We start from the raw sequence: 18,910 nt of genomic DNA on the forward strand, positions 1-18,910 counted from the left end.
CCTTGATTGCTAGCAATGTCCGCCGTCTCAGGCAAAAGCCTGGATCAAGCGGGGTGCGATCCTGTCCAGCGGCCGGATTTCGACCGCGGCCTGTATCGCGGCGGCCGCCTTGGGCATGCCATAGACCGCGCTGGTGGCCTGGTCCTGGGCGATGGTCAGGCAGCCGCGGTCGCGCAGCGCCTTCAGGCCACGGGCGCCGTCCTGCCCCATGCCGGTCAGCAGCACGCCGACGGCCAGCCCGCGCCAGTGCTGCGCGACGCTATGGAAAAATACATCGATGGAGGGACGGTACAGGCTTTCCTTCGGATTCTCGGTGTAACGCAGCGTACCATCGGCCACCAGGTGCAGATGGTCGTCGGTGCCGGCCAGCAGCACCTGCCCTGGCGTCGGCCGCTCGCCTTCGCGCACCAGCCGCACGGGCAATTCGACCTGATCGTTGAGCCAGTCGGCCATGCCGGCGGCGAACGAGGCGTCCACATGCTGCACCAGCACGATGCCGGCCGGGAACGTGACCGGAATATCGCGTAACAACTGTGCCAGGGTCGCCGGACCGCCGGCGGAGGCGCCAATCACCAGCAGGCCCTGCGACGGCCCCGCTTGCGCCGCGTCGCGGACCACCGGCGTGAGCGCGGTGCGGTTATTGCCATAGCGTCCGATCAGCCAGCCGATATTGCGGATCTTGCGCAGCAGCGGCGCGGCCGCGCTGCGCAGGTCGCCGCCGCCCACCACCGGCGTGTCGGCGGCGTCCAGCGCGCCGTAGCCCATGGCGTCGAACACGCGCGCGGTATGGCGTGCCACGTCCACCGTGACCACCACGATGGCGCAAGGCGTTTCGGCCATGATGCGGCGGGTGGCCTCGACGCCATCCATGACGGGCATGACGAGGTCCATCAGCACCACGTCGGGCCGGTCCTGGGCGCATTGCTGCACCGCCTCCAGGCCGTTGGACGCGACCCAGGCGACCTCCAGCCCTGGTTCCAGCGCGATCACGCGCCTGAGGGTTTCCACCGCCATCTGCATATCGTTGACGATTCCGACTCTCACGTCCGCGCCTTTCCGATCAGGTCTTCCACGGCGTCCAGCAAGGCGTCGTCGTGGAAACTGCCCTTGGCCAGGTAATAGTCGGCGCCCGCGTCCAGCCCGCGCCGCCGATCCTCTTCTCGATCCTTGTAGGACACTACCATTACCGGCAGGCTTTGCAACTTGGGATCGGCCTTGATGCGCGACACCAGTTCGATGCCGTCCATGCGCGGCATGTCCACGTCGGTCACCACCAGGTCGAAGGCCTCGCTGCGCAGCATGTTCCAGCCGTCCATGCCGTCCACCGCTACCGCCACATCGAAACCGCGGTTCAGCAGCAGCTTGCGTTCCAGTTCGCGCACCGTCAGGGAATCGTCCACCACCAGCACGCGCTTGCGGCGGCGCGTCTGCGCCACCGGACCGCCGCCATCCACCCGCGCCAGGCGGCCGCCTTCGACCAGCTTCTGCACCGACAGCAGCATGTCCTCGACATCCAGGATCAGCAGCGGCGTGCCGTCGTCCATCAGTGAGCCGGCCATCACGTCCTGCACCTTGCCCAGGCGCGGATCCAGCGGCTGCACCACCAGGGTGCGCTCGCCGACGTAGCGGTCGACGGCGATGCCGTAGAGCCTGTCGTGGTCGCCGACCACCACCACCGGCAATGTCTCGGCGGCCGGCGCCGGCGCGCCGGAGCGCAGGATCTGGCGCGCCGACACCAGGCCGATCTGGCGGTCCATGAAGCGGAAATGCTGGTGCCCTTCGAGCTGCTCGATGTCCTGCGCCCGCACCTGCAGCGCGTGGCTGACGTAGGCCAGCGGAAACGCGTAGATCTCGCCCTGCACTTCGACCAGCAGGCTGCGCACCACCGACAGCGACAGCGGCATCTCCAGCACGAAGCGCGTGCCCTGCCCGGTCTGCTGGTGGATGCGCACGGCGCCGCGCAGTTGCCGCACCATGGTCTGCACCACGTCCAGCCCGACGCCGCGGCCCGAGATCTCGGTGACCTCCCCGCGCGTGCTGAAGCCGGACAGGAACAGGAATTCCAGCAGCTCGGCCTCGCTCAGGCGGGCCGCGGTCTCGGCATTGGTCAGCTTGCGCTGCACCACTTCGACCCGCAGGCGATCGAGCGAAATGCCGGCGCCGTCATCGCTCAGTTCAATCAGCAGCATGCCGGCCGCGTGACGCGCCGACAGCCGTATCAGCCCTTCGGCCGGCTTGCCGGCCTCCAGGCGATCCATCGGCATCTCGATACCGTGGTCGACCGCGTTGCGCAGCAGGTGCATCAACGGGGCGTCGAGTTTGTCCAGGATGTCGCGGTCGACCTGGGTCGAATCGCCCTCGACCTCCAGCCGCACCTGCTTGCCCAGCGAGCGTCCCAGGTCGCGCACCATGCGCGCCATGCCGCCCAGGCCGTCGCCGAACGGCCGCATGCGGCAGGCCAGCGCGGTGTCGTACAGGCGCTGCGCCAGGTGGCCCATGCGCCAGCCGAACTCATCGACCTCGCTGGCGCGCTGCGCCAGTTCCTGCTGGCAGGCCTCGACGATGCGCTGGGCGTCATCCAGCGCCGCCTGGCTGCGGGCGTCGATGTGCACGCCGGCCAGCGAGGCGCGCAGGCTGTCCAGCGCCTGGCCGGCGCCGGACTGCAGCCGCCGCAGCCGCAGCATGGAGGCGCTGAACGGCGCGATCCAATGCGATTCGACCAGGGTTTCGCTGGACAGGCCGAGCAGTTTGTTGAGCGTATCGGCGGTGACCCGCAGCACCCGCTCACCCTCGCCCAGCGTCTGGTCCGAACTGCGGCGCGCCGGCGGCGGCGCGGGCGGCGGATCATCGGGCTGGTGGATGGGCGGCAGGAAATCCGAAGGCTTGGGCGGCCGCTCGACCACCGGCGCGGCCGGCGGCGCATTGGGCGCATTCGACAGGCGCGTCACCAGCGTGTCGATCTCTTCGCCCAGTTCGACGCCCGGGGTGGCAACCCGCTGCAGCAGGTCCGCGCCCAGCAGCAGCGCATCGATGTCGGCGGCCTGCAGGCGCAGCCGGCCTTCCTGCGCGGCCACCAGGCAGTCCTCCATGGCGTGCGCGATGCGCACCGCCGGGTACAGGTCGACGATACGCGCCGCGCCCTTGAGCGAATGCGCCGCGCGCATGCAGGCTTCCAGCTGCGGCGCCGAGGTCGGGTCGTGCTCGAGCGCCAGCAGGCCGTTGTTCAGCACCTGCACCTGATTGCGGGTTTCCAGCTGGAACAGCTCCAGCAGCGAGGCATCGCGCATCTGGTCCGGGTTCACGCCAGGCTCCGTTCCAAGGCTTGCATCAACAGGGTCTCGTCCAGCACGCCGACGCTGCGGGCGCCACAGCGAACCACGCCGCGCGAGTACTTCAGGCTGGCGCCTTCGATGGTCGCCGGCAAGGCTTCCAGCGCCTCCAGGTCCACGCCATGAATGCCCTCCACCTCGTCGACCGGCAACACCACGGCGCGGCCCGCGCCGCCGAAAATCAGCATGCGCGCCGCGGCCGGCCGCTCGCGGCCGCTGTCGACCGCCGCCCCCTCCAGGCCCAGCAGGCGGCCGAGCGAGACACAGACCGTCAGCGTGCCGCGCATGTTGGTAACCCCCAGCACCGCAGGGTCGCGCCGGTGCGGCAGGGTCAGGATCGGGCGCGTGCCCGCCACTTCGTCCAGCGCCTTGGTCGGCAGGCCCAGCCATTCCCCCTGCAGGCGGAACACCAGCAGCGATGACAGCCGCCCCCGGCCGGCCTGGGCCGCGCCGGCGCCGTCGTCCGCGCCTTCGGCCTGCGGCGGCAGGCGGTCGAGGATGCGCTTGGCGGCGTCGGCGTACACCGGGCAGTTGCGGCAATGCACGTAGCCGGCCAGGCGCTCGCAGCGCTTGTCGCCGCGGATGCCGATGCGGTTCCAGCAGTCGTCCACCTCCGCCAGCCTGGCCAGCGAATCCAGCGAATCCGGAAAATCACTCACGGCGGGCCTCCTGGCGCGCGGCGCGCGCCTGCAAGCGGCGGGCGCCTTCGTGGTCGCCTTCGGCCGCGATCAGCGCCGCCAGGTGCAGCAACGCCTCCCGGTGCGCGGGGTCCAGGTACAGCGCCTTGCGGTAGGCAGCCTGGGCCGCGCGCGTGTCACCGTCGGCGTCCTGCAGCAGGCCCAGCAGGTACAAAGCCTCGGCGCTGGCGCCGTGCCGTTCGAGATGGGCGCGGCATTGCGCCAGGGCGTCCCGCACCCGCCCCTGGTCGGCCAGCGCCGCGATCTCGCGCAGGGCTGCCGCGGTGTCCTGGCCCGCTTGCGCGGGCGTTCCGTGCGGCGCCGGGGATGCCGCATGCGGCCGCGCCGGAGCGGCCGGCGTGTAGGACTGTGGTGAACGCACGGCCGGCATCCAGGGCCGGGCCGCGCGCGGCGCCACAACGGGCGGCGGCGTGGCACGGCCGCTCGCCGCGCCCGCCGTCCGGGCCGGCGCGGCCTCGGTCGGCGGCGCGGGCTCGGCGCGAAAGGCGAACGCCCGCGCCAGCGGCACGGCCGGCAGGCGCCGGCCGGTCATCAGGCTGGTCTCGGCCGGCCCCACGAACAGGATGCCGTCGTGGCGGGCAAAACGCCTGAGCACCGTCACCGCGCGCTCCTGCGTGGGCGCGTCGAAATAGATCAACAGATTGCGGCAGAACACGAAATCGTACGGCGCCGCGTTCGGCAGCAGGGCCGGGTCGAACAGGTTGCCGGCCAGCAAGCGCACGCGCGCCGTGACATGCTCCGTCAGTTGATGGCCATCGGCGGTTTCGGTGAAATAGCGGTCACGGTACGACAGCGATTCGCCGCGGAATGAATTGCGGCCGTAGCAGGCGCGTCGGGCAAACGCCACCATGCGTTCGCTGATGTCCACGGCGTCCACCTGGAAGCGCTCCGCCGGCACGCCCGCGTCCAGCAACGCCATGGCGATGGAGTACGGTTCTTCGCCGCTGGAACAGGGAACGCTCAGCACGCGCAACTGGCGCGTCTCGGCGCCCGGCGCGAAGAGGCGCTCGCGCGCCAGCGCCGCCATCGCCGCCTGGGATTCCGGATACCGGAAGAACCATGTCTCCGGCACGATCACCGCTTCGATCAGCTGCTGCATTTCGGCCGGCGAAGTCTGCAGGCGCATCAGGTAGTCGTGCTCGTCGTCACTACCCACCGACTGCATCCGATGACGCACCGCGCGCTCGACCGCGGCCGCGCCGATGGAACCGCTGTCCAGCCCCATCTTGCGCTTGAGCACCGCGCTGAAGTCGTCCACCAGCATCATGGCTGCGCTCCCCCGGCCGGGAACAGCATCGCCCGCACCGGCTCCGGCAACAGGTCGACGACCCGCAGCGCCTGCACCATGCCATGGCCGTCGCTCAGCACCGGGCCCAGGTAACGGGCCTGCGGCATATCCAGGCCCACCGGCTGGAAGGCGGCGGGGTCATAGTGGACCGTTTCCGTGGCGCGCTCCAGGATCAGCCCCAGCAGGCGCGCGTCGCGCTCGCCGGCGGGCCGATAGCGCACCAGCGCCAGCCGCGTGCTGGTCACCTTGGCCGCCGCGCCCGCTCCGGCCAGCGCGCTCAGATCGATGGCCGGCACCGCCGCACCGTGGCAATCGAACATGCCCGCCACCCAGGCCGGCGTGCCCGGCACCTGCTTGAACGGGCGCATGCCCAGCACCTCGACCACGTCGGCCGCGTCCAGCGCATAGCGGTCGGCGCCGATGCGGAACAGCAGGTACAGCCGGCGGCCGGCGCCGGCCCCCGCGGACGGGATCGGGGCGAGGTCGGGCATGGAATCAGACCTTGAAGCGCGACACGCCGCTGCGCAGGTCGTTGGCCACCAGCGTCAGTTCCTCGATCGCCAGGCTCGACTGGCGCAGCGATTCCACCGTCTGCTGGGCCGCATCGCTCAGTTGCTGCAATGCCTGGTTGATCTGCTCGGCGCCGGTGGCCTGCGCCTGCATGCCTTCGTTGACCATCTGCACGCGCGGCGCCAGCGTCTGCACCTGCTGGATGATCTGCGACAACTGGTCGCCGACCTGCTGCATGTCGGCCATGCCGCGGCGCACCTCCTCCGAGAACTTGTCCATGCCCATGACGCCGGCCGACACCGACGACTGGATCTCGCGCACCATCTGCTCGATGTCGTAGGTGGCGACGGCGGTCTGGTCCGCCAACCGGCGGATCTCGGTGGCCACCACGACAAAGCCGCGGCCGTACTCGCCGGCCTTCTCGGCCTCGATGGCCGCGTTCAGCGACAGCAGGTTGGTCTGGTCGGCCACCTTGGTGATGGTGGTGACCACTTGCGTGATATTTCCCGCTTTTTCGTTCAGGATGGCCAGCTTGGCGTTGACCGAGCCCGCCGCCCCGACCACGTTGCGCATGGTGTCCTCCATGCGCGCCAGGCCCACCTGGCCGCTGCCGGCCAGCGATGCCGTCTGCTCCGCCGCGCTGGAGACCTCAGTCATGGTGCGGACCAGTTCGCGCGAGGTCGCGGAAATCTCGCGCGAGGTCGCGCCGATCTCGGTGGTGGTGGCCGCCACTTCCGATGCGGTGGCCTGCTGCTGCTTGGACGTGGCCGCGATTTCGGTCACCGACGTGGCCACCTGCACCGCCGAGCGCTGGGTCTTGCCGACCAGGCCGGTCAGCTCGTCCACCATGCCATTGAAGCCGCTCTCGATGGCATTGAACTCGTCCTTGCGGGCCAACGTCAGGCGGCGTGTCAGGTCGCCGCCGCCGGTCGCCTCGAGCGTCTTGACGATGGCGCTCATGGGGTTGACGATGGCGCGCAGCAGCAACACGCCGCAGATGATGGCGGCCACGATGGCCAGCCCGAACGACACCAGCATGCCGACTTCGGCCTTTTCGACCGCCTTCTGGATGTCGATCGCCGACTCGTCGGCCTGCTCCTTGTTGGCCGCCACCATCGTGGCCAGCACATCGCGGCCGGCGTAGAACGCGGGGCGCAGGTCGCTCTTGATCTTGGCCTGGGCCCGCGCCGGATCGGCCAGCATGGCCGGCTCCAGGATTTCGGCGCGGATGCGCATGTACGTCTGCAGCGCCTTCTCGAAATCGGCGAACATGCGCTGGTCCTCGCCGCGAACCACGGTGCGGCGGTATTGCTCGATGTCGTCCTTCAGGTGCTGGTCGTTCTTGGGCAGCGCCGCCAGGCCGGCCTGGCGCTCCTGTTCGGTATCACTGTTGAAGGCGTCCTGCACCGCCACGAAGCCGGCAAACCACGACGCCCGTATCGACGTGCTGTAGTAGATGCCAGGCACCGCGTCGGTATTGATCGACTTGGCCTCGGCCTCGACCTGCAACAGCCGCTGGTAATCGACCACGACCATCAGCGCCATGATGGCCAGGATCACCAGGAAACTGGCGATGATGCGCTCGCGGAGTGTCAGATTCTTCATACCGGGGACCCTTGTGCAATGTCGGCGCCAGCATCCGCGCCAGCGCCGTCGACGTTTTTCCGGCGGCCGTTTCGGCCCGCCTTCCACCCGTTTCTGACGGAGTGTGGGAATAGTCAGCAATTATTGCAAAGGCGCGGCCTCTCAGCTACGGAAAAACAGGGGAAACCCCGTATTCCCGCCGCGCTCCGTCGGGAAAAAGCAAAGCCTGCTTACAAGGGACTTGTCTTTTGGTGTGACAGGGCGTACGAAATGGCGCAAGCCTGCGGCCTTTCTCCTACCCCCACAGGCCTTGCGGCGGACGGGACCCGACCCAGTCGCGCAGTTGATCGTGGGCGTGGGCCAGTTGCAGCACCGCCAGGTCGCCGCGCGGCGGCCCGATCAACTGCATGCCCATCGGCAGGCCGGCCGCGCCGAATCCCACCGGCACGCTGATCACCGGGCAGCCGGCCAGCGTCCAGGGCGTGACGGTTTCCATCCAGCGGTGGTAGGTATCCATCGGCCGCCCCGCGATCTGCCTGGGCCAGTCGAGCTTGGCGTCGAACGGGAACACCTGCGCCGACGGCACCGCCAGGTAATCGACGTCCTCGAACATCCGCAGCACGGTCTGGTACCACGCGCTGCGCTCCTCGGTGGCCTGGTAGACCTGCCGCGCCGTCATGCCGTCCAGCCCCTCGACTTCCCAGATCAGCGCCGGCTTGACCAGCTTGCGGGTTTCGGGGTTGCGCACCAGGTCGTGGTACTGGCCGCCCACCATCAGGTGTCGGTGCGCCAGCCAGATGCGCCACAGCCGCTCGCCGGCGAACGGCACGCGGTAGTCGTCGACCCGGCAGCCGGCCGCCTGCAGGTCGGCCAGCGCCTGCGCGCACAGGTCCAGGATACCCGGCTCCATGGGCAGATAGCCGTCCCAGTCGCCCAGCCAGCCGATGCGCTTGCCGCGCAGGTCGGCGTCCAGCGGCTGCGCGAAAACGGCGGGATCGTCGCCCAGCGACAGCGGCGCGCGGGCGTCGTGGCCGGCGATCACCGACAGCATGCGGGCCACGTCGCGCGGCGTGCGGCCCATCGGGCCCTCGTACGACAGTTGCTTGAGGAACACTTCAGTGGACGGCCCGTTGGGCACGCGGCCGGCCGACGGCCGCATGCCGTAGACGTTGCAGAATGCCGCCGGATTGCGCAGCGAGCCGCCGAAGTCGCTGCCATCGGCCACCGGCAGCATGCGCGCCGCCAGGGCCGCCGCCGCGCCGCCGCTGCTGCCGCCGGCGCTCTTGCTGGCATCGTAGGGATTGACGGTGGTGCCGTAGACGGGGTTGTAAGTGTGCGAACCCAGGCCGAACTCGGGCACGTTGCTGCGGCCGATGAAAATCGCGCCGGCCGCCCGCATCCGTTCGACCAGGATGGAATCCTGCTGGCTCACCTGATCCTTGTAGACCAGCGACCCCATCGACGTGACCATGCCGCGCACGGCGGTCAGGTCCTTGGGCGCCTGCGGCATGCCGTGCAGCCAGCCCAGCCACTGCCCCGCGGCCAGTTGCGCGTCGCGCTCGTCGGCTTCGCGCAGCAGTTCAGCGCGCTCGCGCCGCGCCACCAGCGCATTGAGCGCGGGGTTGACCGCATCGATATGGTCCAGGTAGGCCGCCATGACCTCGCGGCAGGATACCCGGCGCTGCCGGATCGCGTCCGACAGCGCATGCGCGGGCATGGCGACGATATCGTTCAGGCGGCCGGCGGCCGCAGGCGTGGCTGCATTCATGGTGTTGTCTCCGCTTTTTTTTCTTGGCAGGCCGACGATACTACGCCAATGCCGTGGTCGCCGCGCGGGGCGGCCGATGCCTGCCGGGCCAGGCCCCCGTCCCGGCCTCGTGCCCGCCGTGTTCGCCGCCTTCAGGCCGGCGGGCGGGCGAACACCAGCAGCGTTGACGTGGCCGAAGCCAGCAGGCGGCCTTCGGCGTCGGTCAGCTTGGCTTCGGCGTAGGCCACGCGCTGGCCGAACGACAGCACCCGGCCCTCGGCCCGCAACCGGCCGCTGTGGCGCGTGATGGCCTTGTGATAGGCCACCTTCAGTTCCAGGGTGGTGTAGGCCTGCTCGGCCGACAGGCGCGAATGCACCGCGCAGCCGCAGGCCGAATCCAGCAAGGTTGCGGCATAGCCGCCGTGCACCGTGCCGATGGGGTTGTAGGCATGCGGGCCGGGCGTGCCGGCGAACACCGCCAGCCCTTCCTCGGCTTCGACGAAATCGAAATCCAGCGACACCAGGATGCCCGGCTTGCGCCCCGATGCCAGCAGCGCGCGCAATTGCGCCAGGCCGTCCAGGCCGGCGCCGGTCTGGTCGACCAGGCTGGGTTCGCGCCGCGCGGCGCGGTTGGCATCGGTGGACGGGGAAAAGGCGGTCGCGTCGCGGGCGGTGGCGTCCGCACGGGTCGAATCGGAGGTCATGCGCAATGCTCCGGCAAAGGGAATGGGAAAGCCCGGGAATGGGAAACCCGCGGGCGGGGGTATTTATATGACAATCATCATATAGCATCCTTCCCCGCCCGCCGCTTCACCGCGCCGGCGCGTCCTTGCCGATCAGGTCGATCAGGCCGTCCGACAGCGTGCCGCGCCAACTCAGGTAGTCATGGCCGCCGGCCACCTCCTGGTGCGTGACGACATAGCCCTTGGCCCGCAGCACATCGCGCAGGTGGCGATTGGTCTCGAAGATGCCCGGCTGGCCGGCGCGGCCCGTCTCGAACCGGCCCGCCACGAGGTAGAAGCGGATCGGCAGCTTGCGCACCGCCGCGTATTGGCGCGTCAGCCACTGGTCTTCGCCGCCAGGCTGGCCCCACCAGTAAGAGCCCGACTGGCTCAGCACGTTGCCGAACACTTCCGGGTGGCGCAGCGCGGCGTACGAGGACGCCAGGCCGCCATAGCTGGAGCCGCCGATCACCGTGCGCGCGGCCGGCGCGGCGATGCCCTGGCGCGCGGCCCAGGGCATCAGTTCGCGCGCCAGGAACTCGGCGAAGTCCGGATTCGGCGGCAGTTCGACGCCACGGGATTCGGCGGTGGGGTTGGAGATCAGCAGCGCCGCCGTCGGCGGGATCACGCCGGCCGCGATCATGTTGTCGAGGATGGTCGGCGTGGGCACGCGGTTCAGGTACGGACCGGCGTCGAACAGCACCAGCACGTGATTGTCCGCCGCGCCGGGACGCCAGCCGGCCGGGCGATACAGCTGGATATCGCGGGTATTGCCGAGGATGGCGCTGGTGATCGACCGCGTCTGCACCTCGCCCGGCGCCACGCCGGCGCGCGGCGCCACCCAGGGTTCGGGCGCGGCGTCGGCCAGCTCCAGCACCGAGGCGTACTGGAAGGCGTCGATGCCGCGCGCCGGATAGGCCTTGGGATTGAGCGGGTCGGCCTGCGCCGTCGCCAGGATGGCGCGCCGCCGCGCCGTGTCCGATGCGGGCAGTTCCGGCACGTCGGGCGCCAGCTTGTACGAAAGCCGCGTCGAGCGCGGCAGCACGAAGCTTGCGTACCAGACATCGGACGCGCCCAGGCGGGTCAGCATGGTGTGGTCCTGCCCGGGACCGCCGAACAGCCGCACGTTGCGCTCGGCGCCGCGCCACAGGAAAGTCACCCGGTCGCGCCCGGCGTCGACCGACTCCACCAGCGGCGTGCCCTGCCCCGCGATCTCGCGCCAGAACGCGTCGGTATTGCCGCCCCGCGCCAGTTCGCGCGCCAGCGCCGCCAGGCGCGGGCTGTCGATGGCGGGCGCCGGCGCGCGCTGCGCCGCCAGCGGCACGCGTTCGTTCAACGTCCAGCGATAAGCGCCCTGCCCGCTGGCCCGCACGGTATAGCGGCCGTCGGCGGGCGCCACCAGCATCAGGCCGCCGGCGGGCCGCTCGGCATCGCTCAGGCGCCGCAGGTGGCGACCGTCGGCGTCCAGCAGGTCCAGCGTCACGCCAGGCGCGGCCTCCCACTGGCCGGCCACGAATTCGCCCTTGGCCAGGGCCAGCGGCGTATCCGCCGGCGTGCCGGAAGCCACCACTCCTTGCGCGCTTTGGGCCGACGCGGCGCCCGGCCCCGCCGCCAGCGCCAGCGCGAGCCAACCGGCGCGCCACAGATTGTTTTTTCTGGAATGCATCTTGTTGTTCCCCGGGCGCAGGCCGCCCGCGGCGCGCTGGCGCCGCTGCGCGGCCTGCGCCCGGTTTGAGGTTGTCGAAAACGAAATACGTATCATTATTGCCCGAAAGCGGGCCGCGCCATTGAACGGCCCCGCGCCGGGCGCGGGAATTGCCGCGCCGCCGGGGTCTCAATCGAACAGGTGCCGCGCCAGATGGTCGACGAACACGCGCAGCTTGGGCGAGGGATGGCGGCTGGCCGGCCACAGCGCCCACATGGTGGCGTTGCCGCGCGTGCGTTCATCCATCACGGTCACCAGCCGGCCCGAAGCCAGCTCTTGCCTGATGGTGAAATCCGGCAGGCAGACGATGCCCAGGTCGCCCAGCGCCAGGAAGATGCGGGTCTCCACGCTGTTGCAGACCAGCGTCAGCGGCAGTTCGGGCGCAGGCGCGCCGGCCGCCGTCTTCAAGGGCCATTGCTCCAGCTTGCCCGTGCTGGGATAGCGGTAATGCAGGCAGCAATGGCGCTGCAGGTCGCTGGCGCGCCGCGGGGTGCCGTGGCGCGCCAGGTAGTCGGGCGAGGCCGCCAGGATGCGGCGGAACTGCCCCAGGCGCCGGCGCTTCAGGCCCGAGTCCTGCATCTCGCCGGAACGCACCACGGCGTCGTAGCCCTCGCCGATCACGTCGACCATCCGGTCGGTGAAATCCAGGTCCAGCCGCACCTGCGGATACTGCTTCATGAACGTGGCGATGGCCGGCTCGAACAGGCGGCTGTAGCGCGGCAGGCTGACGCGCAGGCGGCCGCTGGGCGTGCCGGCGGCCTCGGACAGCTCCAGTTCGGCGGCCTCCACTTCGCACAGGATGCGGCGGCACCGCTCCAGGAACTTCTCGCCTTCGGGCGTCAGGGTGATGTGGCGCGTGCTGCGGTGGAACAGGCGCACTTTCAGGTGCGCCTCCATCCGCGCCACGCTCTTGCCCACCGCCGACGGCGACACGCCCAGGGTGCGCCCCGCCTCCGCGAAGCTGCGGGTGTCCGCCACCAGCACGAAAACACCGATACCGCTCAGGCTGTCCATGGCCGGATTCCTTCAGTACGGACTTCAATGTCCGGAATATCCGGAATCCTAGCCTATTTTTCTTTTATCCATGGCTGCCTATCCTGCCGGCATCGTGTTCCCCGGCGCCATGCCCGTCGGGAGCCGACGCCGTTTCCCCCTGTTTGCCGGCCGACCCGGCCGCCCTCCTCGTTTGACGTGATCGACATGACTCGCCTGCCTCCTTCCCGCATGACCAACCGCTGGCTGCAATTGCTGGCCGCCTGCCTCACCGCGGTGCTCATTCCCCTGTGCTTCACCGGCCCCGCCGTGGTGCTGCCCGCCATCAGCCATGCGCTCGGCGGCACGCCGGTGCAATTGAACTGGATCCTCAACGGCTACATCCTGGCCTATGGCAGCGTCATCATGGTGTCCGGCAGCCTGACCGACCTGTACGGGCCGCGCCGCGTCTGGCTGGGCGGATTGGCGTGGTTCTGCGCCTTCACCTTTCCGATCGCCTGGGCGCCTTCGGCCGGCTGGATCGATTTCCTGCGGCTGATGCAGGGCGTGGGCGGCGCGGCGGCCTTCGCCGCCGCCATGTCGTCGCTGGCGCCGCTGTTCCACGGCGCGGCCCGGGCCCGCGCCTTCAGCCTGCTGGGCACCACCTTCGGCATCGGCCTGTCGTTCGGGCCCCTGGTGTCGGGCTGGCTGGTGCAGACGGCCGGCTGGCGCTGGGTCTTCCACGGCACCGGCCTGGTCGGCCTGCTCGGGCTGGCGCTGGTGGCCGCCAGCGTGCGCGCCACGGCGGGCGCGGCCAGCGGACGTTTCGACTGGCGCGGCGCGCTCAGCTTCACCGGCGCGCTGGGGTTGTTCACCTACGGCATGCTGCTGGCGCCCGAGAACGGCTGGCGCGACGCGGCCGTGGCCGGCTCGCTGCTGGCCAGCGCGCTGCTGGCCATCGCTTTCATCGCCACCGAGATGCGCGCATCGCATCCGATGCTGGACCTGTCGCTGTTTCGCGGCGCGCGCTTTGTCGGCGTGCAGGCCCTGGCCGCCTCGCCGGCGTTTCTGTTCATCGCCCTGATCGCCATCCTGCCCGGTCGCTTCATCGGCATCGACGGCCACAGCGCGTTGCGCGCCGGCCAGCTGATGATGGGCCTGGCCACGCCGCTGCTGGTGGTGCCGTGCCTGGCCGCGCTGCTGACGCGCCGCTTCAGCCCCGCCATCTTGTCCAGCATCGGCCTGGCGCTGGCCGCCGCCGGCCTGGCCTGGCTGGCCCGCGACCTGGGCGGCGACGCCGGCCAGCTATGGCTGCCGATGAGCCTGATCGGCATCGGCATCGGCCTGCCCTGGGGATTGATGGACGCGATGGCGGTCAGCGTGGCGCCGCCCGAGCGCGTCGGCATGGCGACCGGCATCTTCAACACCGTGCGGGTATCGGCGGACGGCGTGGCCATCGCGGTCATCAGCGCCTTGCTGGCCACGCTGATCCACGCCCGCGTCGCCATCGACCAGCCGGACGCGGGCGCCCAGGTGCTGTTGCAGGCCGCCAACCGCGCGGCGCTGGGCCAGCTGGACGTCGCCGGCGCGTTGCTGCCCGGCGCGGGCGGCCTGCTGCACCAGGCCTATGACGTGGCTTTCGGGCAGGTGCTGTACGCCCTGTCCGGATTCGCGCTGTTGCTGGCCGTGCTGGTCTACGCCTTGCTCGCCCGGCCCGAGGTGGCGCCCATGGCGCCCGCGCGGCCCCAGCCGCATTGAACGCCGGCCGCGTGATCCGGATGCCGGCGCGCGCGGACCGGCAGCGGTTTGCGCCAGATCAATCCGCCCCTGCGCCGCCGCGCCCTACTATTCGCGCTGCCGATTCACGCCGCCAGGAGACCCATTTGTCCGAACCCGACATCTGCACCGAAGCCGAGATCCGCGATCTGGTGCATACGTTCTACGCCAAGGCGCGCGCCGACGCCGCGCTCGGGCCGGTGTTCGAATCCCAGGTGCACGATTGGGACGAGCACCTGGCGACGCTGTCGGACTTCTGGTCCGCGGTGCTGCTGGGCACGCGCCGCTTCACCGGCATGCCCATGCCCAAGCACGTGGCAATGCCGCACCTGAGCGCCGAACTGTTCGAGCGCTGGCTGGCGCTGTGGGGCGAAACCCTGGCGGCGCTGCCCAACCGCGCGCTGGCCGACGCCGCCGGTGAAATGGCCAAGCGCATGGCGCGCAGCCTGTGGTACGGCTACCAGCTCAGCCGCGATCCGAACCAGCCGCTGACGGAATTGCGTTCGGCCTGAAGCCACGGCCCCACGGCGCCGCCAGCGGGGCGTCTCCCGCGCCGCGTCCAGGTGGAAATCGGCGCGCGCTCAGTCCACCCGCCACCAGCTGGGCAGCAGGTTGCGCACCTTGGCGCGGCGATAGCGGTCGTCGATCAGGTGCACCGTGCCCACGTCGTGCTCGGTGCGGATCACGCGCCCGGCCGCCTGCACCACCTTCTGCATGCCCGGATAGAGATAGGTGTAGTCGTAGCCCTGCGCCTCGCCGTAGCGGCGCTCCATGGCGCGCTTGATGTTCTCGTTGATGGCGTTCACCTGGGGCAGCCCGAGGGTGGCGATGAAAGCGCCGATCAGGCGCTTGCCCGGCAGGTCCACGCCCTCGGAGAAGGCGCCGCCCAGCACCGCGAACCCCACGCCCTGCCCGCTTTCGGTGAATCGCGCCAGGAAGGCGGCGCGGCCGCTTTCGTCCATGCCCGGCGTCTGCAGCCAGATCGGCACTTGCGGATGGCGTACCCGCATCAGCTCGGCCACCTGCCGCAGGTAGTCGAAGCTGCTCAGGAACCCCAGGTAGTTGCCGGGCCGGCGCGCATACTGGTCCGCGATCAGGTCCGCGATCGGCGCCAGCGAACGCTCGCGGTCGCGATATCGGGTGGATACGTTGCCCACCACCTTCACCGCCAGTTGCTCGGCCTGGAACGGCGCGGCCACGTCGATCCAGGCCGCCTCGGGCGGCAGGCCCAGCGTGTCGCGGTAGAACTGCTGTGGGCTCAGGGTGCCCGAAAACAGCACCGTGGCATGCGCCGCCGCATGCCGCGCGGCCAGGTACGGCGCGGGCACCACGTTGCGCACGCACAGCGTCGACGGCGGCGTCCTGGCGCCCCATGCGCCGCCTTCGGCCCGCGTCACGTCGAACAGCGCGTGCGGCCCGAACTGCTCGGCCAGGCGCATGAAATGCAAGGCCTCGAAGTAAAAGGCCAGCACCGGGTCGTCCTGGGCCAGCGGCGCCTCGCCGAGGTAGTCGGTGATGGCCGCCACCGCCTTCTGCACCGCCGCCAGCACGCCGGCCGGCGCCTCGTCGTAGGCCTGGTAGGCCTCGGCCTGCTTCTTGTTGAACGCCGTCCAGGAGCGCTGCAGCCCGTCCAGCGGCTTTTTCAGCGCCTTGGGCGCGGCCTGCCGCGCCGCCGCCAGTCCCAGCTGGTTCAATTCCCCGGTGTACATCCGGCGCGCGCGATCGACCAGGTTGTGGGCCTCGTCCACCAGCACCGCCACCTTCCATTGGTGGGCCTGCGTCAAGGCGTACAGCATGGCGGTGGCGTCGTAGTAGTAGTTGTAGTCGCCCACCACCACGTCGCTCCAGCGGATCAGTTCCTGCGACAGGTAGTACGGGCATACCTGATGGGCGCGGGCGGCGGTGCGCACCGCCGGCGCGTCCAGCCGCCCCTGCGCCAGCGCCGCCTCGCGCGCCGCCGGCAGGCGATCGTAGAAGCCCTGCGCCAGCGGGCAGGATTCGCCATGGCAGGCCTTGTCCGGATGCTCGCAGGTCTTGTCGCGCGCCTGCAGGTCCAGCACCCGCAGCGCCGGTTGCGCGGGCTGGGCGTTCAGGGTGTCCAGCGCCGCCAGCGCCAGCCCGCGCCCCGAGCCCTTGGCCGCCAGGAAGAAGACCTTGTCCAGCCCGCTGCCCGGCGCGGCCTTGAGCAACGGAAACAGCGTGCCCAGCGTCTTGCCGATACCGGTGGGCGCCTGCGCCATCAGGCAGCGGCCGTCGCGCGCGCTGCGGTACACCGACACCGCCAGCTCGCGCTGGCCACTGCGGAAATCGCCATGGGGAAACGCCAGCCGTTCCAGCGCCGCGTCGCGCGCCTGGCGATGGGCCAGTTCGGTACGCGACCAGGCCAGGAAGCGATCGCATTGCTCATGGAAAAACGCCGCCAGCCACGCCGCGTCGCGGCTCTCGGACAGCACCGTCTCTTCTTCGGTCGCCACGTTGAAATACACCAGCGCCACGCGGACCTGCGCCAGGCCGCGCGCCACGCACAACAGGTGGGCGTAGACCCGGGCCTGGGCCCAATGCGCGGCGCGATGGTTGTCGCGCACGCTGTCGAGCCGCCCCCGGTAGGTCTTGATCTCTTCGACCTGGTTGGCCACCGGGTCATAGCCGTCGGCGCGTCCGCGCACCAGCAGGTTCTCGTATTGGCCGGCCAGCGCCACTTCGGTCTCGTAGCCGGGGCCGCGCCGGCTCGTCACCGCCGTGTGGCCCGCCATGCCTTCCAGGCCGCTGGGCGCCGGCGTGAAACGCAGGTCCAGGTCGCCCGCGCGAGCCGTGAATTCGCACAACGCGCGCACCGCCACGGCGTAGGTCATGGCCGCGGCTCCCGCCAGCTGACGTGGCAGACCCGCACCGGCATGCCGTGCTCGGCGCAATACGCCAGCCAGCGGATCTGGTTGTCCTGCAGCTTGTCGCCTGGCCCCTTGATCTCGATGAGTTCGTAGCCGGGCGCCTGGGCCTGGAAGCGGATCAGGTCCGGCAGGCCCGAGCGGTTGGCCTTGACGTCGCGCAGCAGCCGCGTGAAGAACAGCTTCAGGTGGGCCGGCGGAAAGTGATCCAGCGCCCGCTGCAACAGCGATTCGTCAAGCGCGCCCCAGAACACGAAGGGGGACTGCACGCCCTGCTTGTCGGCATAGCGCCGGCGGATCGTGTCGCGATATTCGCCCGTATCCAACTGCGCCAGGCAGGCGGCGAACAGGGCCTGTCGCCGCGCGTGGAAATCCGGCGCGTCGAGGTCGGCGGGCCCGCGCTGGAAGGGATGGAAAAAAGCCCCCGGCAAGGGCGCGAACACCGCCGGCCAGCACAACAGGCCGAACAGGGAATTGATCAACGTGTTTTCCACGTAGTGCACCGGCGCGTCGTCCCGGTGCAGGTGGTCGCGCGCGGCGAACTCCACCGGCATCGGCGCCGCGGGCCGGTCCAGTTCGAGGTCCAGCCGCGCCACCGGCGCCGCCGCGCGCCGCGCCGCGTGCTGTCCCAGCTTGCGGCGCAGCCTCGGCAGCATGCGCGCCAGCCGTTGCGATTCTTCCTCGCTTTCCGGCGCGGCCTCGGCGCGCAGGGCCAGCGCCAGGGCATCCTGGAAACGCGCCATGCGCTCGTACACGCGGATACGGCGATGACGCGCGCCGGGGTAGGCGCACAAGGCATACACCCGCTCGGCCGCCGCCCAGTCCTGCGCGCGTTCGCACGCTTGTCCCAATCGCAGCAACACCTTGGCGCGGCGCTTTTCCAGCCAGGGGTTGTCGCTGGCGCAGCCGGCCACCGCGCGCAGCTGCGCGTCCACATCCAGGCCTTCGTCCAAGGCCTGTCGGCACGCCTGCAAAGCCAGGTAGCGGTCGACGTCCTGGCGCGCCTGGAACGCGCGCGATGACGGTTCGAACGGCACCACCTCGTACTGGAACACGCCCAGGTCGGCCAGCACGAACTCCGACCAGTCCTGGTGCAGGTTGCCGAAGAACATCAGCCGGAACCGTTCGCACAGATCGGCGATGGCGACCCGCCAGGCCGCATCGGCGCCCGCCGGGTCGGGCTGCGCGCGCGTCCCGGCGCGCCAGCGGGCATAGGGCTGGGCGTCGGGCTGGCAGGCGCGCAGCGCTTCCAGCAGGTCCGCCTTGCGCGCCGCTCCCCGGCCCACGACACCCGCAAAGAGACGATCCAGTTCGGGCCGCGTATGCAGGCCGAACAGCTCATCGAGCGTCATCGGCGCGTCCGCGTCCAGCCAGCCCAGCGCCAGCAACGGCGCGGCGGCGTCCAGGGTGTTCGGGATTTCCTCGTACACCAGGCGGCTGGCGCGGAACCAGGGCCCGCGCCGCATCAGCATGCGCGTCAGCAAGGCCTGCGACGCCCGTGGCAAGGCCGCGAAATCGGCCATGAAAAGGCGTTCGCGTTCGTCCAGCAGATCCGCATAGCGCTCGCCGACCCACGCGAGCGCGCGCTGGAAATTGTGCAGGTAGTAGTAGCGGTGCGGGGGCAGCATCGGCCGGAAAGACAACTGGCTATTTATCCAGTAATCATAGCAGGCCGCCCGCCCCGCCGCCGGGCC

Annotated in this window: 14 protein-coding genes; 2 read left to right on the forward strand and 12 right to left on the reverse strand. The window is 70.3% G+C overall.

What is annotated here, in order from left to right:
- Positions 1–27: 27 nt before the first annotated feature.
- The 10 genes from AC6CR5_RS07535 to AC6CR5_RS07580 all read right to left on the reverse strand — a co-directional run bounded on the left by AC6CR5_RS07535 (position 28) and on the right by AC6CR5_RS07580 (position 12,597).
- Positions 28–1,044 (reverse strand): chemotaxis response regulator protein-glutamate methylesterase, encoded by a 1,017-nt coding sequence (locus AC6CR5_RS07535; protein ID WP_006385141.1) that lies wholly within the window; start codon positions 1,042–1,044, stop codon positions 28–30.
- Entirely contained in the window at positions 1,041–3,302 is a 2,262-nt protein-coding gene (locus tag AC6CR5_RS07540; protein ID WP_498085434.1) for a hybrid sensor histidine kinase/response regulator, read from the reverse strand. Before AC6CR5_RS07540 ends, AC6CR5_RS07535 begins: the two co-directional genes overlap by 4 nt.
- Positions 3,299–3,988, reverse strand: coding sequence for a chemotaxis protein CheW (locus AC6CR5_RS07545; RefSeq protein WP_047991033.1), 690 nt, complete (start codon positions 3,986–3,988; stop codon positions 3,299–3,301). The genes AC6CR5_RS07540 and AC6CR5_RS07545 overlap by 4 nt, the downstream gene beginning before the upstream one ends.
- Complete coding sequence (locus tag AC6CR5_RS07550; protein ID WP_047991034.1) at positions 3,981–5,294, reverse strand: CheR family methyltransferase; 1,314 nt, start codon at positions 5,292–5,294, stop codon at positions 3,981–3,983. Before AC6CR5_RS07550 ends, AC6CR5_RS07545 begins: the two co-directional genes overlap by 8 nt.
- Positions 5,291–5,806 (reverse strand): chemotaxis protein CheW, encoded by a 516-nt coding sequence (locus tag AC6CR5_RS07555; protein ID WP_006385137.1) that lies wholly within the window; start codon positions 5,804–5,806, stop codon positions 5,291–5,293. Before AC6CR5_RS07555 ends, AC6CR5_RS07550 begins: the two co-directional genes overlap by 4 nt.
- 4 nt (positions 5,807–5,810) lie before the next feature.
- Complete coding sequence (locus AC6CR5_RS07560) at positions 5,811–7,430, reverse strand: methyl-accepting chemotaxis protein (RefSeq protein ID WP_498085435.1); 1,620 nt, start codon at positions 7,428–7,430, stop codon at positions 5,811–5,813.
- 274 nt (positions 7,431–7,704) lie between these two features.
- Entirely contained in the window at positions 7,705–9,177 is a 1,473-nt protein-coding gene (locus tag AC6CR5_RS07565) for an amidase (RefSeq protein WP_498085436.1), read from the reverse strand.
- Positions 9,178–9,308: 131 nt separating this feature from the next.
- The gene (locus AC6CR5_RS07570) at positions 9,309–9,860 is read right to left on the reverse strand and encodes a PaaI family thioesterase (RefSeq protein ID WP_498085437.1); all 552 of its coding nucleotides are present in this window, start codon (positions 9,858–9,860) and stop codon (positions 9,309–9,311) included.
- 106 nt (positions 9,861–9,966) lie between these two features.
- Positions 9,967–11,544 carry an enterochelin esterase domain-containing protein gene (locus AC6CR5_RS07575; RefSeq protein ID WP_498085438.1) on the reverse strand — a complete coding sequence of 526 codons (1,578 nt, stop codon included), beginning with the start codon at positions 11,542–11,544 and terminating at the stop codon, positions 9,967–9,969.
- 168 nt (positions 11,545–11,712) lie between these two features.
- The gene (locus tag AC6CR5_RS07580) at positions 11,713–12,597 is read right to left on the reverse strand and encodes a LysR family transcriptional regulator (RefSeq protein WP_020928095.1); all 885 of its coding nucleotides are present in this window, start codon (positions 12,595–12,597) and stop codon (positions 11,713–11,715) included.
- A gap of 186 nt (positions 12,598–12,783) precedes the next feature.
- On the opposite strand from AC6CR5_RS07580, the gene AC6CR5_RS07585 reads away from it, so the two are divergent.
- Both AC6CR5_RS07585 and AC6CR5_RS07590 read left to right on the forward strand, forming a co-directional pair.
- Positions 12,784–14,313, forward strand: a complete 1,530-nt coding sequence (locus AC6CR5_RS07585) for an MFS transporter (RefSeq protein ID WP_498085439.1) — start codon at positions 12,784–12,786, stop codon at positions 14,311–14,313.
- Positions 14,314–14,438: 125 nt separating this feature from the next.
- The gene (locus AC6CR5_RS07590; RefSeq protein WP_006384516.1) at positions 14,439–14,843 is read left to right on the forward strand and encodes a group III truncated hemoglobin; all 405 of its coding nucleotides are present in this window, start codon (positions 14,439–14,441) and stop codon (positions 14,841–14,843) included.
- Between the two features lie 69 nt (positions 14,844–14,912).
- Here AC6CR5_RS07590 and AC6CR5_RS07595 read toward each other — a convergent pair whose 3' ends face one another.
- The gene (locus tag AC6CR5_RS07595) at positions 14,913–17,183 is read right to left on the reverse strand and encodes a helicase C-terminal domain-containing protein (RefSeq protein WP_020928097.1); all 2,271 of its coding nucleotides are present in this window, start codon (positions 17,181–17,183) and stop codon (positions 14,913–14,915) included.
- Positions 17,180–18,844 (reverse strand): VRR-NUC domain-containing protein, encoded by a 1,665-nt coding sequence (locus tag AC6CR5_RS07600; RefSeq protein ID WP_054506322.1) that lies wholly within the window; start codon positions 18,842–18,844, stop codon positions 17,180–17,182. The genes AC6CR5_RS07595 and AC6CR5_RS07600 overlap by 4 nt, the downstream gene beginning before the upstream one ends.
- Between the last annotated feature and the right edge of the window lie 66 nt (positions 18,845–18,910).

This window comes from Achromobacter sp. EG18 (assembly GCF_059759395.1).

Coding starts and splice junctions, on each gene's coding strand:
- AC6CR5_RS07570 (WP_498085437.1), bottom strand. CDS start 9,860: ATGACCTCCGATTCGACCCGTGCGGACGCCACCGCCCGCGACGCGACC.
- AC6CR5_RS07580 (WP_020928095.1), bottom strand. CDS start 12,597: ATGGACAGCCTGAGCGGTATCGGTGTTTTCGTGCTGGTGGCGGACACC.
- AC6CR5_RS07560 (WP_498085435.1), bottom strand. CDS start 7,430: ATGAAGAATCTGACACTCCGCGAGCGCATCATCGCCAGTTTCCTGGTG.
- AC6CR5_RS07550 (WP_047991034.1), bottom strand. CDS start 5,294: ATGATGCTGGTGGACGACTTCAGCGCGGTGCTCAAGCGCAAGATGGGG.
- AC6CR5_RS07595 (WP_020928097.1), bottom strand. CDS start 17,183: ATGACCTACGCCGTGGCGGTGCGCGCGTTGTGCGAATTCACGGCTCGC.
- AC6CR5_RS07565 (WP_498085436.1), bottom strand. CDS start 9,177: ATGAATGCAGCCACGCCTGCGGCCGCCGGCCGCCTGAACGATATCGTC.
- AC6CR5_RS07555 (WP_006385137.1), bottom strand. CDS start 5,806: ATGCCCGACCTCGCCCCGATCCCGTCCGCGGGGGCCGGCGCCGGCCGC.
- AC6CR5_RS07585 (WP_498085439.1), top strand. CDS start 12,784: ATGACTCGCCTGCCTCCTTCCCGCATGACCAACCGCTGGCTGCAATTG.
- AC6CR5_RS07575 (WP_498085438.1), bottom strand. CDS start 11,544: ATGCATTCCAGAAAAAACAATCTGTGGCGCGCCGGTTGGCTCGCGCTG.
- AC6CR5_RS07600 (WP_054506322.1), bottom strand. CDS start 18,844: ATGCTGCCCCCGCACCGCTACTACTACCTGCACAATTTCCAGCGCGCG.